This window comes from Chryseobacterium carnipullorum, assembly GCF_900142785.1.
GTDB classification, from domain to species: domain Bacteria; phylum Bacteroidota; class Bacteroidia; order Flavobacteriales; family Weeksellaceae; genus Chryseobacterium; species Chryseobacterium carnipullorum.
In genome coordinates this window covers 149,709-164,447 of sequence record NZ_FRCD01000010.1, presented here as the reverse complement: position 1 = coordinate 164,447, position 14,739 = coordinate 149,709, and the positions used below count along the sequence as shown (strand labels likewise).

The following is a 14,739-nucleotide window of genomic DNA, read 5'->3' as shown; positions in this document are numbered from 1 at the left end:
TATTGGCTAAAAAAGGAATTTTACTGGTAAATCTGGGATCGCCAAGATCAACGGCGGTCAATGATGTAAAGGAATATCTTGACGAATTCCTGATGGATGAAAAGGTGATTGATTACCGTTGGTTTTTCCGGGCATTGTTGGTTCAGGGAATTATTCTTAAAACAAGACCAGCAAAATCTGCAGAAGCTTATAAAACAGTATGGACGGATGAAGGTTCTCCTTTAATTGTCATTACTCAAAAAATTCAGAAAAAACTTCAGAAAATCGTTGATGTTCCTGTAGAAATCGGAATGAGATATGCTCAGCCCAGCATTGAAGCAGGAATTCAGAAATTAGTTGATCAGGGAGTTTCCGAGATTGTTCTTTTCCCATTGTATCCGCAATATGCGATGAGTACAACGGAAACAGTCATTGAAAAGGCTGAAGAGGTAAGAAAAAAGAAATTCCCGAAGGTAAAGATTACTTATATCCAGCCTTTTTACAACCGAGATATTTATATCAACTGTCTCGCAGAAAGTATCAGGGAAAAACTTCCTGAAAATTTCGATGCGTTGCAGTTTTCTTATCATGGTGTTCCGGAAAGGCATATCTACAAAACAGATCCCACCCATACCTGTAATCTTAATGACTGCTGCTCAAGAGACAGTAACCCGAGCCATAAGTTTTGTTACCGTCATCAATGTTATAAAACGACCAGCCTTGTTATTGAAAAATTAAATCTTCCCAAAGAAAAAACCATTGTTTCTTTCCAGTCGAGATTAGGAAAAGACAAATGGATAGAGCCTTATACGGATGAGACTTTAGAAACAATTCCTAAAAAGGGAGTGAAAAATCTGGCTATTGTTTGTCCGGCCTTCGTTTCTGACTGTCTTGAAACCCTGGAAGAAATTTCAGTGGAGGGTAAAGAACAATTTCAGCATGGAGGTGGTGAAAGTTTCCACTATATTCCATGTCTGAATGATGAAGACCGCTGGATTGATGTTGTAAAAATACTGTGCGAAGAAAAGCTGAATGATTTTTATCTGGTCTAATTTCTTCAATACATAAAACAAAAGGGGCACAAAATGAATTTTGTGCCCCTTTTTTAAATATATTAAAGTTTATTTTTTGATCAGGTTTCCTGCTTTTTGTCCGTTCACCAAAACAATATATACTCCTGAAAGTATAGCAGATGGAAGCTGAATATCTACTTTATTTAAACCGTCGGTCATTTTGAATTTCTCAGAAATCTCTCTTTTTCCGGTAAGACTCACCAATTCTACAATTCCTTTTCCTTCTTTTCCTTCGAACTGAACCGTAAATTTATCAGTTGCAGGATTTGGACTGATGGTATACAGTGAAGCCTCTGCAGCTGTTTTTCCTGCTGCCGAAGTACCGCCACCAACACCTACTGCATTCCAGGCATTGGTCACCTGTGTTACTTCATTACTTCCGGCACCGTATAAATCTGCAGCGGCCTGAAGTGAATAAGTTCTTGCATTAGCATAGGTGGAAGAAGAAGTAAGATAATTGGTCAGTGTTCTATAAGCAATGGCTCCTGCCTTATCTATTCCTATTGCTGACACATTATAAGCAAAACCTTTATCATTGGTGCCTGTTCCTCCGGTTACCAGTAAGTAATACCAGAAATTAAGGACTCCGGAATTCGTGTGTACTCCACAATAATCATTGGATTGGCTTGGAGTTGAACAACCCGATGTTGTCGTAGCTTTCCAGTAGGTTCCTAAATAAGTATCCGGTTGGCTATACGCATTAGGATTGGCCATATCTCTGATTACATAACTGAAATCTTCTCCTAATTTCCAGCTTGCTTGTGTTGGTCTTGCCCAACGTTCTATTGTATTTCCAAAAATATCAGAAAATCCTTCATTTAAGGCTCCTGACTCTCTTTGATAAGCAAGGTTTGCGGTTTTAGTAGTCAAACCATGGGTAATCTCGTGGCCGCAAACATCAAGAGCGGTTAAAGGCTTACCTCCGTTTGTCGTAGAGCTACCGTCTCCGTAAGTCATTCTGGAACCGTCCCAAAATGCATTAAAATAATTGGTTGAGTAATGAATATAAGATTTAATCGCAAAATTATTATTATCTATACTTTTCCTTCCAAATTTGGTATAAAAATAATCTAAAGTCATTTCAGCTCCCCAATGGGCATCAGTAGCATATTGATCTTTATTTGTATTTACGTTGTTCCAATTGTTATCGGTATCTGTAAAATCTACAGCTGATGCATAGCTGGTCCCTTTTTTAAGATTGTATGTTTCTACAGCAGTTCCTCCATTTCTTCCGGTTTCTCTTAATCTATAACTTCCATTATATGAGTCGGCAACAATAGATCTGTTTCCACTGTAACCTGTTGTAGCAGTTCCCGGAGCATTGGTTTCATGAATCAAAGCATTAGTTCCTAAAACTTTAGCATCTTTGGCATCCACAAAAACATATTGTCTGCTTAATGGTTTTTCTGCATAGATATCGAATTTGTAGGCAAGCTTGAGATCTCCTATCTTTTCATCTGAAGGATCCGAATAGTATACCAATTCTCCTTTTGGAGCAAAACTTGCATCATTATTTTTAGATTCTTTTTTTATAAATTCTTCTTCTTCTTTATTCTGCCATTTATAAGAATCAGCTCCTACAAAAGATAAAGCACTCTGCAATGCCGTACTTTCAGAGATATTTGCTTTTTTCTCTATAGTGGCCGGTATTTTAAGAATCCATTTCCCGGTTTCTCCCACAATTTTTCCTCCTTTGGTCTGTACGGCCATCATTCCATATTCTACAGGAATATCATTGATGGTTTGTTGAAATCTATGGGTTTCAAAGCCCAATTTATCTTTTTCCAATCCCAACTTGCGAGACTGTCCTGCTGACAGTCTTTGCGAAGCTTCATCAAATAAAACAGGAGCTCCCTTAAAATCGGGACTACTTTTATCAAATCTCAAAAATTCTGCATGAAGTCCGCTTTTACCCGGAACTACTTTTGATGGAGTTTCTTGTCCAAAAGCAAAGGAGCAAGCTGCAACGCTTACTGCCAGAATAAATTTCGTTTTCATAATAATATTTGTTAAAATTTTAAAACTAATTTAGGAATTATTCACAACAAAATGATAAAATAAATAAACAAATAATAAGCAAATTAAAATATGAATACATAAAATCCAATTATCATTTTTCCTAAAAAGATCATTAACCTAAAAATAATTTAATCAAAACAAACAATAATTATGAATAATTTTAAATGCAAATCAAATAATTGTGAATTAATTTTTCACTATGCTTTGCATTGTATCTAATTAATGAACAGACTCTCTGATTTATCGCAAATGATTTATTCATCATCGTTTCACAAAAAAACCATCTCTTGCGAAATGGTTTTGCTGTATATAATTTTAATCTATTTATTTTACTATTCCAGGAATTTTTTTTTACCAAAAGCATTCATTTCACCCAAAACTATTTCCCAATAGGCGTTCTGAATTCACCATATCCCATCAATCCGTCATAATTACGTCCGAAAGGAGCATAATATAAAAAGCCCTGATACAGGTTTTCTGTTTGCCAGAAATTACCATTGATCTCTCCGAAGTTCAGCGATCCGTCGCCTTCTTTGGTCGCTAGAATGTAGTTGTAGAAACCTTGTTTCAGAAATATTCTGGCTACATATCTTTTATTGGCCGCATCATACTGCATCAGATTTTCTTTGCCGGCTTGAAAATTATTAAAACCACCCATCACGTAGATCTCCTTATCCACAGGATCGGAATCTAAAGAAAAATACACCCAAGAATAATCAGCCTCCCTTTCCGCATTCCTTTCCAGTCCCAGATCATTTCGTCTGTAATACCATGCTCCATTAACATCTGGCTGGTATTGGTAATTGAGAGGGAAAGCCCACACGGGATGCAAGTAGGTCTGATTAATACCGTCCTTCAATTCTGTAGCTCTTACCATGTCTGCCGCCATATTCATATTCTTATTATCGAAATAATAGAATTCATTATTTCCGGGAAATGTTAAATTCATTTGCTGAAAAAGCAGCTGATTTCCCAAAGTAGCACTTGGCTTAAGGTTATTAACCACTACATTGGGATTGTTATTCTGCATGACATTCAAAGTCATAGAATTCACATTGGAAGAAAGGTCTCCGGCTTTTGAGGTTGCTTTCACCTCCACTCTCTGATTGACATTTGGATTTTTGGCGTCTGCGATCCTAGAGATATTCAAAGCAACAGATGCCGCATCTTCCACCAGATAAAAGCGTCTTTTGAACAATGGTTTGTCTGCAGAATCTTTATAAACGATCAGTTCAAAATTTCCAGAGATCTTCGGCTGAATTTTATCATTCGGGAAGGTAAGCTTATAATGGGTATAAGGCTGCAACGTATTAAAAGAATACTGAAACTGATCTAAAAGCCCGTTGAGACTTCCCGTTGCAATTTCTGTAAAAAACAGATTGTCATCATTCCAGTTTCTATCGTAATGTTTAAGAGTGTATCTGTAGATTTCACTGGCATTGGTAAGGTCATCAAAGCTTAAAATCAGCTGTTCTCCAAATTTTATGACAGGCGTTTCATCGTTCGTCTGAGGGTTAAAAAGCTGGATACTCTGGATATTCTGTCCAAAAACCAGTCCGCCCAAAGAAAGTAAAAGTATTCGCAAAGTTTTCATTATGACGAAGATAACGAAAAATCGGGATTTTCTTAATAATATCGTATTTTTGAAATAAAAAAAACAATTATGCTTCAGATCCAAGGCTTCGTATTTAATTTTGCCAGCGAAAACACGTATATCCTTTACAATGAAAATAAAAATGCCTGGCTGATCGATCCGGGAAATATGAATGAGCAGGAAACCAAAGCGATTGAAAGTTTTATTTCTGAAAACGGGCTGAAAATAGAGAAGATTCTTTTGACCCACGCTCATATTGATCACGTTTTGGGTCTTCAATGGGCTTTTGATACCTTCAAAGTTCCTGTTTATATGCATCAGGAGGACCAGGAAGTTTTGGATATGCTTCAGGTCAGCGGAATGCGATTTGGATTCTCAGTTGATCCCGTAAAAGCAGATATCACCTACATCAGTGAAGGTGAAGTTCTTGATCTTGACGGAGAAAAGTTTAAAATTTATCATGTTCCGGGACATTCTCCGGGAAGCGTGGTTTATCATAACGAAAATCAAAGTTTCATGATTTCGGGTGATGTTTTGTTTGAAGGAAGCATCGGAAGAACGGATCTTTATAAAGGAAATCATGAGCAATTAATCAATGGAATTAAAAACAAACTTTTTATTCTTGATGATGAGACGCAGGTATTCTCTGGACACGGAAATCCAACGACGATTGGTTTTGAGAAAGAGTATAATCCGTTTTTCAAATAGTTTCGCGATGCGGAGTTTGAGTGTATGAGGGTTTTAGAGTGTATGAGGTCTCATATCCAGTATCTGATGCCTAAAATCTTGATTCTTATCACTCAGTTCCTTTCGACAAAAAAGCAAAACCGCCAGAAAATTTCCTGACGGTTTTTTTTATGAAGAAAATAAATATAAGTTTAAAAATCCAGTGTGATGGATGCTCTTGCAGCAGCGCCCATAATGGGTCTTGCCATTCTGATATTCGTTCCCGGGGTAATCTGGGATCTTGGATCTCCTTCTGTAATACCAATGGTGTTAAAGATATTCGTTCCGTCTACTGCAAAACGTATTTTTCCTAACTGATAAGACATTCCGGCACCCACTTCAGTGAATGAAGGCAGAATATTATCATCCGTATTTCCTTCGTTCTGGAAACGTTTCCCGTAGTAGTTCATGCTTACGTAAGCTCTCCATTCTTTAGTGATATTCACTGCAGGAGAGATATTGAAATAGAACTTAGGCATTCTTCTTACCGTATTTCCATCATAGTCAAAGGTAGTTCCGTCTGCATTTTTTCCTACAAAATCTTTGTATTTGGGATTCTGGATCGTCCCGTTGAAAGTCACTTCAAGAATATTATTGAACAGTCTTGTGTATCCTTCGATTTCTACCCCGAAATTGGTTGTGTTAGCAAATTTATTTTCTGAAGTTCCGTCTGAGAACACATCAGTAAATGAAAGATTTTTAAGGGTAGAATAGAAAGGAATAATTCCGATATCGAAAGTACGTGAATAATATTTGTATCCTACTTCAAGCTGATTGGTATCAACCGCTTTGATAGCGCTCAGATCCGACATATTATTATAATAAGCTTCTTCATTCGGAGATCTGAAACCATGAGAGAAACGTGCATATACTGCATTTCCTTTGTTAAGCTTATAATTCGCCGCCAATGTATAAGATACTTTATTGATATCATAGTTCCAGTAGGTATACTTATTACCCAGCACCGCCATATTATCATCTGCTGTAGTCGTCACAAAACTGTGGGTTCCGTCAGTCGTTAAACCAGAGTTATTGAGATTCGCTGTTGTGGTATTGACTCCATATCCTTTATAGTAATCACGGCTGTAACGCATTCCTCCGTTAAGACTTAAAGCATCTGTTACATTATAATCTAAATTCAGATAAACATCATTAAGACTTCCCTGGATCTGTGAATCTCTGATCAGAAAAGACATATCTTTCACCCCATTATAGGTCTGAGAATATCCTGCACCTGAAGGGCTTATCGATGGATTGACAAGGTTTAAAAGCGTTGGCCTGTCTGAAGCTGTCGCTAAAACATTACTCCAGTTCCAATATTGATGAGATTTCCAGTTGGATTTATAGAAACCTGCCGTCACACTTCCTTTATCAAATTTATAATTCAACTGTAAATCATTAACGAAATTATTCATCTGCTTATCAATAGCCCAGAATCCTAATTTCTGTATATACTGCGGATTCACTACAGAGCCATTACTCACCAAAGAATACTGATAATTGCTCATTCCCAAACCACCTTCACTAACAGGTTTAGTTGCATAATCAGAAGCCAGTTTAGGAGCTCCTGCAGGGAACATTCCCGTATATTCCATGTTGATATTGGTGTATCTCGTCTTGTTTAGAACGCTGAAATTATTTCCAAGATCATATTTAAATTCTGCGCCCAGCACATCTACTTTTGGGTGAATTCCATTTTCAAGATCTCTCTTAAAAAATCCGCCGCCGGCCTGTGGAATATTAAGCTGGCTTACACCTCTGTAGCTGTAGGTTCCATAGTTTGCATTAAAACCAGGAAATTCTTTAAGGTCGTTTCCATCTTGTAGTAAAGGAATCGGAAGGTAGAATGTATTCCTGTCATCCAGTTTTTTATAATACACTTTAGCATAGCCTTTATCAAAGACATACTTAAGATTCATTCTGATTTGTCCACCATTATTGGCTCTGAATCCCGTTTTTCTGATTCCATTATCCGTTCTGTAAAACCCTCCGACATTGAAGAATAGTTTATCCTTCACCAAAGCTCCGCCTAAATTCATATCGGTACGCATCAATCCGTACGTACTGGTTTCCAGTTTAGCCGTTCCTTTAAAGTCATTGCTTCCTTCTTTGGTAATAAAGTTGATCAAACCTCCCGGAGAATTGTTCGCGTAAATGGAACCTGAACCTCCTCTCAGAGCTTCCAGACGGCTCACCGAATTATCTACCCGGAAAAAATTATCTGCGTTGGCAAACTGAAGGGCTCCGTCTTCAAAAACCGGAAGTCCGTCCTCCTGCACCTGTACAAATTCGTATGCTCCTGCGGAAGGAATACCTCTGGCAAAAAGGTTATTTCCCACTTCCCCACCGGAAGTTTCCACAGCAAACCCCGGAACCCTCTGTAAAAGAGCGGCAGCACTGATGGGATTCTGTTTCTGGATTTCTTTTGCGCTAAACGTAGAAATCGCGGTACTGGATTCTATTTTCTTTTTTGGGCCGGAGTTCCCGGTAATAACAATCTGGTCTATAGAAGACGTCTTGATGCTATCCTGTGGAGTTTCCTGGGCATACGTGTTGTTAAAATAAAGCGTAGCGGTGGCAGCCATTAAAAAGATCGATTTTTTTTTCATAGCATATGATTTTTATAGAGTTAGTTTTGTTTTAATTTGAGATAGACCCCGTTCGTCCATCCGAATCCGTCCTGATTCGGGTATTCTCCGCCTCCCGCAATGGTTTCAGTGTCTAACGCGTTATATTTTTCCATTAATTTTCCGGTGTTGCTGTATACCCTTTCCACATTGTTGCACCAGTTATTTTTGATTTCCTCAGCCAGTTCATCGAAACCATAATTCTTCATTGCTTTAAAGCCTAACCATTGGTAGGGCGCCCATGCATTCGGAAGATCCCATTGCTGGCCGGTTTTTTTTGTGGTGGTGACAAGACCTCCCTGATACAGAAACTTCTCTGCAATATTTTTAGCCACAGACTCTGCCTGTTTCTGGTCTGCCAGGCCTAAAAATAATGGATAAAGAGCAGCAATATGTTCAGACGGTGTAGTTGTGTGTTTTTTTAAGTGATAATCTTTATAAAATTCCGTCTTTTCATCCCAAAAGTAGGTATCGATCATCTGTCTGCGTACGGCTGCTCTTTGAGTAAAATAATTTTCTTTCTCTGCCAGATTCAGAAGCGCTGATGATTTTGCAAGTGTTTTCTCCAAATGCCATAAAAGGCTGTTGAGATCTACTTCTGCAATATTCAGTGTTTCTATCGTCTGTATATGTTCTCCGTCTGCAAACCATCTGCTGGAAAAATCCCAGCCGGATTCGCAGGCACTTCTTATATTTCTGTAAAATTCCTCTCCTGTATTTTCACTATCTTCAATATCGATAAGATAACTTTCAGGACGTGGTGTATTGTCTGCATCATAATAGCGGTTGAGTAAATCGCCGTTTTTGGTTTTTGCGACTCTCTTCAAGCTGGAAGTATTATCCAAACGCTCTTCCCCACTCATCCAGAAAGCATATTCTTTCTCTAAAGTATCATGATATCGGGTATAAATTTTTTCGTCATGCGTGGTTTCAAAAACAAGATCCAGCATCAGCGAAAAGTAAGGTGGCTGTGAACGGCTCAGAAAATGAGTTCTGCTCGCATTCGGAACAAAGCCGACATTCTGAATTAAGTAAGAACAGTTTTCAACAATATTTTCCATCATTTCTATTCTTCCCGATGCCTGCAGTCCGAGCATAATAAAGTAGCTGTCCCAATAGAAAAACTCATTAAAACGACCTCCGGGCACGATATAGGGTTTCGGAAGCTTCAACAGGGTTCCTTTTTCCTCATACGCAGTACGGGTAAGTTCATCCCAAAGCTTTTCGATATGCTGCACAACAGGCAGATGATCTTCCTTTCGCACTGAAACGTTCGCACCCGGAAAATCAAAATTTTCCGTCACAAAATCTTTCAGTTTAAATCCTTCATGTCCTTTTTTCTTTTCATATTCCGCATTGATCTCCGAAACAGGAAACAAAGGAACGGCATCGGTCATCATCTTCTGGTCTTCAAAGATCTTTGCTCTTTGTACATCATCAAAAAGAGTCTGAATTTCGTTTATGTAAAACTGTTTATTCATTATTATTTCTTAGGATTTATTTTTAATTTATTCATGAAAATGGCTGAGATGATCAGCAGTGAAAGCGGTATCAATGAAAGATAAAATGCTTGTTGTCCACTGAATTCCTGGAAGACAAAACCTGTGATCATTGAGCCGATGGTCCCTCCGATCGCAGAAAAAACAACAATCAATCCGGACATGGCACTGTGCAAATATTTTGGTATGGATGCCAGGATCACAGAATTGATGCTTGGATAAATCGGTGCCAGCAAACCTCCCATCAATGGAAATAAATACACGACAAGAGGTGCATTAAACCAGCCTGTTCCTTCATCAATCTGGACATTATGGGTTAATGGTAAAACTAAAACAATACTAATCGCAAAACCAATTACACAGAAAGAAACCACATAGATCCAGCTGAATTTTTTAGAGAAAAAGCCTGATAGAAATCTTCCCAGCGCAAAAGCTCCGGCTAAAACGGCTCCGGCCTGAATGCTCATAGAAGTCGGAAGTTTTAAAATTTCTTTATAAAAAGTAGGCGTCCATGTCTGAAAACTCTGTTCTACCAGTACAAACAAAAAGGCGCACAAAAGGAAAAACAATACTTTTTTATAACTGAACAGACTGATACTGTTTTTCAGATCGCCTAACCAATCGGTTTTCTCACTTCTGGCTTCGGTTTCATTCAGTTTTGAAAAGAACAGGAACAGAAATGACAATGCTGAAACAGCTCCCAGAACCCAATATACATTCAGCCATTGGGTAGATTTTGGATTATGATCATCAATAAACAAACTGAAAAGTACATTTCCTGCCAGTACCCCAATCATGAAAAACCCTTCCAGAAAGCCCATAAAGCTTGAATGCTCCTTATCTGTATCCGTTACAAGACCAATAGAAGTGAAAACTGATATCTTTATTAATGCAAATGAAATTCCTACAATTGCAAATAACAATTTGAAAAACCAGAAATCATCAGCGAAAGGCATTACAAAGCACATGCAACTCACCAGAAAAAGCCCGGCAAGCATTGAATTTTTGATCCCTATTTTGGGTAGAAATGAGGCCAGAATAAAGGAACATATGGCAATCGGAAGATCTTTAAAACCCTCAAGAATACTGGCTGAAGATTTTGATATTCCGAAGTTCTGCTGTACCTGAAGAATAACTGTACCCACGGAATTCAAAAGAATCGCGAAAACAAAATAATTTAAAAACAATACCGCTTTAATGTTGAAATTTTTCATTGAGATCATTTCTTGTCGGCTAAGATAGATGCATTTCGCTTAACATTAATTTAACACAATAAATCAATATTTGAACTATATTAATATAATTAGTATTTTTATTGATTAAATACGATTAATGAAATGAAAGTTAGTTTTGAAAGAATAGTAGCCAGTGAAAAGAGCTCCTTCCGTACATTACACAACAATTCACCAATCAGCGAATTCAAATGGGAATATCATTATCATCCCGAAATCGAGCTGGTTTGTGTTATTTCCGGGAACGGAACCCGCCACGTCGGCTATCATAAAAGCAATTATACCAACGGAGATCTGGTTTTAATAGGTTCCAATATTCCTCATTCAGGGTTTGGATTAAATTCAACAGATCCGCATGAAGAAATTGTGCTCCAGTTCAGAGAAGAGATTCTTCAGTTTCCGGAACAGGAAGTGGAAGCCCGATCTATTAAAAATCTGCTTGAACTTTCCAAATACGGAATTCATTTTCACCATAAGATCAAAAAATTAATGCTCCCCAAGCTGAAACTGATGCTGGAATCGGAGGGCTACAAAAGATACCTCCTGCTGCTTGATATCTTGTTTGAACTTTCAAAATGTAAGGATTATGATCTCTTGAACAAGGAAATTATGCCCTACACCATTATTTCAAAAAATAAAACAAGACTGGAGAACATTTTCACTTACGTAGAACATCATTATGATAAGGAAATCAATATTGAAGATGTGGCCAAACTAGCCAATCTTACACTGCCAGCCTTTTGTAATTTTTTTAAAAAAGCAACCCAGATCACTTTTACAGAATTTGTGAACCGTTACCGTATCAATAAAGCCTGTATGCTGATGGCTCAGGATAAAAGTATTTCAGAATCGAGCTACAGCTGCGGGTTTAATAATGTGACTTATTTCAACCGGATGTTTAAGAAGTATACAGAGAAGACGCCTTCTGAGTTTATCAAGAATTATTCTCATAATAAGGTGAGTGTGGATTTGAAAGTTGAGAATGAGGTTAAGTTTAAAGCCAGCTTTTAATTTTTCTTATCCCTGGCAAGGTTTTAAATCTTACTAGGGGGTAAAAAAAGCTGTCCTTAAAAAAGAACAGCTTTATACTTATATATATGACGGTTAAAAATATTCAACCATTCATCATATTACTTCCATTTAATATTGCATCCCATGCTTGGCTTCTGGATCTCTTCCTGTGGTTCGCCCAACAAAAGATTTTCGAAAGCGATGATCAGGTCTTCTCCGGTTACATCTTTATTGTTCCCGGGTCTTGAATCATCCATCTGTCCTCTGTAAATAAGGTCTAATTTATCATCAAAGAAATAAAAATCCGGTGTGCAGGCTGCATCATAAGCTTTTGCTACTGCCTGGCTTTCGTCATACAGATAAGGGAAATCAAAATTTCTTTCAATCTGGAATTCTATCATTTTCTCGGGAGCATCAGCCGGATATTTCTCTACATTATTGGCATTGATGGCAATGAATTCAATTCCTTTTTCATTATAGTCTTCATATAATTCGTTGATCTTATCGATCACGTGAAGAACAAACGGACAATGGTTACACATAAAGATCACCAGTGTTCCTTTCTCTCCTTTCAGTTCGTCCAGAGATTGGATCTCATTAGTTTTTGAAGGGTTCGGAAGTTCGAAAAACGGAGCTTTCGTTCCTAGAGCCAACATATTTGAGGGAGTATTCATATCCTTTATTTTCTTTAACGGCAAATATAAAGCTTCTTTTAATATAAGCCAATCTGCGAATTTATAAACTTGCGTTAAATGTTAATTATCAAATATTATTTGGAAGTTATATCGAAAAGTTTGTAGTTTTGCTAACACTGTTAGTAAATAAATATCATGGGCCTACATGAACGTCGTCAAAGAGAGAAAGAATCCATCCGTGCAAATATTTTGCAGGCGGCTTTCGGTTTGGCCAAAACAGAGGGCTGGGCTTCGTTGTCAATGCGAAAGATTGCCGATGCCATTGAATACAGTGCTCCTGTAGTCTATGATTATTTTGAGAACAAAGAGGCGATTTTGTATGAAATTTCTATCAATGGCTTTCACTGCCTTCATATAGAATTATTAAAAGCGCAGAGCAAATTTGAAACTCCTGAAGAGCAGCTTACTGCTATCGTAGACGCATATTGGAATTTTGCTTTTAAAAATAAAGAATATTATCAGTTAATGTTCGGTTTGGGGATGCAGTGCAGCGGTAAGGGTCAGATGAAAGAAGAGTTTTCATCATTTCAGGACCTCATCTATGAGTGCACTCTCAATATCATTACAAAGAATGGATCTAATCCTGACAATGCCTGTCATATGTCACACGCTTTATTTTCGGCGGTGCACGGTCTGATCTCTATTATGATGATGCGAAATTCCGATATTCCTTCCACAATGAATAAAACAACTTTAGACGAAACTGTTTCAGCTTTCGTTAAGTCTCTGTAAATTTTTTTTGAATCAAAAATTAACAGCGTTAGGAAAAGTAACATCAGATATCTATAAAATATCCGTTTAAAAAACTAAAAAAAGTAACAATGAAAACGATCATCTAAAATCTATGGAGGCCTCTAACACAAAGCTTAACACTGTTAGTTAAATTAACACATGATTAATACACCTCATCTTTTATACAACCTACATTAAAAAAATAGACAGCTATTATGAAAATGACGATCTGACTCCGTTATTAAAAATTCTGATTTTTTTTTGACCTTATCATTAACACCGTTAGGAAAAATAACAGAAATCATTAAACGAACACTATTACTTAAATCTAACACTTCATTAAAAAATTAAACCCACAATGAAAATACCTGGAAAAATAAGGTTTATCGTACTTATATCAAGTATTATCCTTTTGCAAAACTGTACCCAAGCAGCAGAAGGTTCCAATGCAGCACCGCCTGCTCCGGAGCTTCCGGTTTACACCGTGATCACCTCTCCAGCTACAACATATCAGGAATTCCCTACCGCACTGGAAGGTAAAAACAACGTAGAAATCAGATCTCAGGTCGATGGATATCTGGACAGGATCTACGTAGAAGAAGGTTCTTATGTAAGAGCCGGACAGCCATTATTTAAAATAGATTCAAGAGCCTATGGTGAGCAAATGAATATGGCTCAGGCCAATTTACAGGTAGCCAATGCCAATATCCAAAAAGCTAAAGTAGAAGTTGACAGACTTCAGCCATTAGTAGCTGCCAAAGTAGTTTCCGATGTACAGATGAAAACGGCAAAAGCCAATTACGCAGCCGCTGTAGCGGCCGCATCACTGGCAAAAGCATCGGTAGGAGGCGCTAAAATCAATGTAGGATTCACGACCATTACTGCCCCTGTGAGCGGATATATCGGAAGAATTCCTTACAAAAAAGGAAGCCTTATTTCAAGAACAGACCCGAGCCCATTGACTTTGTTATCGGATATCAGCCAAATTTATGCTTACTTCTCTTTAAGTGAACTGGATTTTATTGCGTTTCAGAATAAGTATCCCGGAGCAACTTTAGATGAAAAACTGAAGAATATGCCCATGGTAGATCTTATCATCGCAGACAACAGTACTTACCCTGAAAAAGGAAGAATGAGTATTGTAGACGGACAATTTGATAAAACCACCGGGGCCATTACCGTTCGTGCTATTTTCCCCAATACAAAAGGCTCTTTAAGAACAGGAAATACAGGAAGAGTGCGTATGCCTCAGATGCTTTCCAATGCCGTTGTCATTCCTCAGGAATCTACTTTTGAGATTCAGGATAAAACCTATGTCTATAGTTTAGGTAAAGACAACAAAGTAACCAGCAAGCCGATTAAAATCTCCGGAAAAACGGAAAGCTATTACTTTATTTCTGAAGGAATTTCTCCGGGAGAGAAAATCGTATACACAGGAATTGGAAGCTTAAAGGATGGAGCTTCTATAAAGCCGAAAGCGATTTCATCTGACAGCTTATTGCGAGCTAAACCTTTGTCCTCTATTTCGAATACGGAAGACTTAAAAAAATAA

Annotated in this window: 11 protein-coding genes; 5 read left to right on the top strand and 6 right to left on the bottom strand. The window is 37.7% G+C overall.

Annotated elements, in window-relative coordinates; translation table 11 throughout:
• Window positions 1–2: 2 nt before the first annotated feature.
• A complete protein-coding gene (hemH, locus tag BUC06_RS12840) occupies window positions 3–1,031 on the top strand; it encodes a ferrochelatase (protein WP_073334414.1) in 1,029 nt (342 codons plus the stop codon).
• 69 nt (window positions 1,032–1,100) lie between these two features.
• Here the strand turns inward: hemH and BUC06_RS12835 are convergent, their stop codons facing one another.
• Both BUC06_RS12835 and BUC06_RS12830 read right to left on the bottom strand, forming a co-directional pair.
• A complete protein-coding gene (locus BUC06_RS12835) occupies window positions 1,101–3,050 on the bottom strand; it encodes a M4 family metallopeptidase (protein ID WP_073334413.1) in 1,950 nt (649 codons plus the stop codon).
• 400 nt (window positions 3,051–3,450) lie between these two features.
• Window positions 3,451–4,665 (bottom strand): type IX secretion system plug protein, encoded by a 1,215-nt coding sequence (locus tag BUC06_RS12830; protein ID WP_073334412.1) that lies wholly within the window; start codon window positions 4,663–4,665, stop codon window positions 3,451–3,453.
• A gap of 69 nt (window positions 4,666–4,734) precedes the next feature.
• On the opposite strand from BUC06_RS12830, the gene BUC06_RS12825 reads away from it, so the two are divergent.
• Window positions 4,735–5,373, top strand: a complete 639-nt coding sequence (locus BUC06_RS12825) for an MBL fold metallo-hydrolase (protein WP_073334411.1) — start codon at window positions 4,735–4,737, stop codon at window positions 5,371–5,373.
• 170 nt (window positions 5,374–5,543) lie between these two features.
• Here BUC06_RS12825 and BUC06_RS12820 read toward each other — a convergent pair whose 3' ends face one another.
• Genes BUC06_RS12820 through BUC06_RS12810 form a run of 3 tightly spaced genes read right to left on the bottom strand, consistent with a single transcriptional unit; the run spans window position 5,544 to window position 10,731 of the window.
• The gene (locus tag BUC06_RS12820; RefSeq protein WP_073334410.1) at window positions 5,544–8,000 is read right to left on the bottom strand and encodes a TonB-dependent receptor; all 2,457 of its coding nucleotides are present in this window, start codon (window positions 7,998–8,000) and stop codon (window positions 5,544–5,546) included.
• Window positions 8,001–8,020: 20 nt separating this feature from the next.
• Window positions 8,021–9,499 (bottom strand): trehalase family glycosidase, encoded by a 1,479-nt coding sequence (locus BUC06_RS12815; protein ID WP_073334409.1) that lies wholly within the window; start codon window positions 9,497–9,499, stop codon window positions 8,021–8,023.
• 2 nt (window positions 9,500–9,501) lie between these two features.
• Entirely contained in the window at window positions 9,502–10,731 is a 1,230-nt protein-coding gene (locus tag BUC06_RS12810; protein ID WP_073334408.1) for an MFS transporter, read from the bottom strand.
• Between the two features lie 123 nt (window positions 10,732–10,854).
• Between BUC06_RS12810 and BUC06_RS12805 the strand changes: the two genes are divergently transcribed.
• The gene (locus BUC06_RS12805) at window positions 10,855–11,760 is read left to right on the top strand and encodes an AraC family transcriptional regulator (RefSeq protein WP_073334407.1); all 906 of its coding nucleotides are present in this window, start codon (window positions 10,855–10,857) and stop codon (window positions 11,758–11,760) included.
• A 119-nt stretch (window positions 11,761–11,879) separates the two neighbouring features.
• Here BUC06_RS12805 and BUC06_RS12800 read toward each other — a convergent pair whose 3' ends face one another.
• Window positions 11,880–12,434: a thioredoxin family protein gene (locus BUC06_RS12800; protein ID WP_073334406.1), complete on the bottom strand. Its 555-nt coding sequence runs from the start codon at window positions 12,432–12,434 to the stop codon at window positions 11,880–11,882.
• A gap of 156 nt (window positions 12,435–12,590) precedes the next feature.
• Between BUC06_RS12800 and BUC06_RS12795 the strand changes: the two genes are divergently transcribed.
• Together BUC06_RS12795 and BUC06_RS12790 are read left to right on the top strand one after the other, a co-directional pair.
• The gene (locus tag BUC06_RS12795; RefSeq protein ID WP_073334405.1) at window positions 12,591–13,187 is read left to right on the top strand and encodes a TetR/AcrR family transcriptional regulator; all 597 of its coding nucleotides are present in this window, start codon (window positions 12,591–12,593) and stop codon (window positions 13,185–13,187) included.
• 358 nt (window positions 13,188–13,545) lie between these two features.
• Complete coding sequence (locus BUC06_RS12790; RefSeq protein ID WP_073334404.1) at window positions 13,546–14,739, top strand: efflux RND transporter periplasmic adaptor subunit; 1,194 nt, start codon at window positions 13,546–13,548, stop codon at window positions 14,737–14,739.

Coding starts and splice junctions, on each gene's coding strand:
- BUC06_RS12835 (WP_073334413.1), bottom strand. CDS start 3,050: ATGAAAACGAAATTTATTCTGGCAGTAAGCGTTGCAGCTTGCTCCTTT.
- BUC06_RS12830 (WP_073334412.1), bottom strand. CDS start 4,665: ATGAAAACTTTGCGAATACTTTTACTTTCTTTGGGCGGACTGGTTTTT.
- BUC06_RS12825 (WP_073334411.1), top strand. CDS start 4,735: ATGCTTCAGATCCAAGGCTTCGTATTTAATTTTGCCAGCGAAAACACG.
- BUC06_RS12820 (WP_073334410.1), bottom strand. CDS start 8,000: ATGAAAAAAAAATCGATCTTTTTAATGGCTGCCACCGCTACGCTTTAT.
- BUC06_RS12815 (WP_073334409.1), bottom strand. CDS start 9,499: ATGAATAAACAGTTTTACATAAACGAAATTCAGACTCTTTTTGATGAT.
- BUC06_RS12810 (WP_073334408.1), bottom strand. CDS start 10,731: ATGAAAAATTTCAACATTAAAGCGGTATTGTTTTTAAATTATTTTGTT.
- BUC06_RS12805 (WP_073334407.1), top strand. CDS start 10,855: ATGAAAGTTAGTTTTGAAAGAATAGTAGCCAGTGAAAAGAGCTCCTTC.
- BUC06_RS12800 (WP_073334406.1), bottom strand. CDS start 12,434: ATGAATACTCCCTCAAATATGTTGGCTCTAGGAACGAAAGCTCCGTTT.
- BUC06_RS12795 (WP_073334405.1), top strand. CDS start 12,591: ATGGGCCTACATGAACGTCGTCAAAGAGAGAAAGAATCCATCCGTGCA.
- BUC06_RS12790 (WP_073334404.1), top strand. CDS start 13,546: ATGAAAATACCTGGAAAAATAAGGTTTATCGTACTTATATCAAGTATT.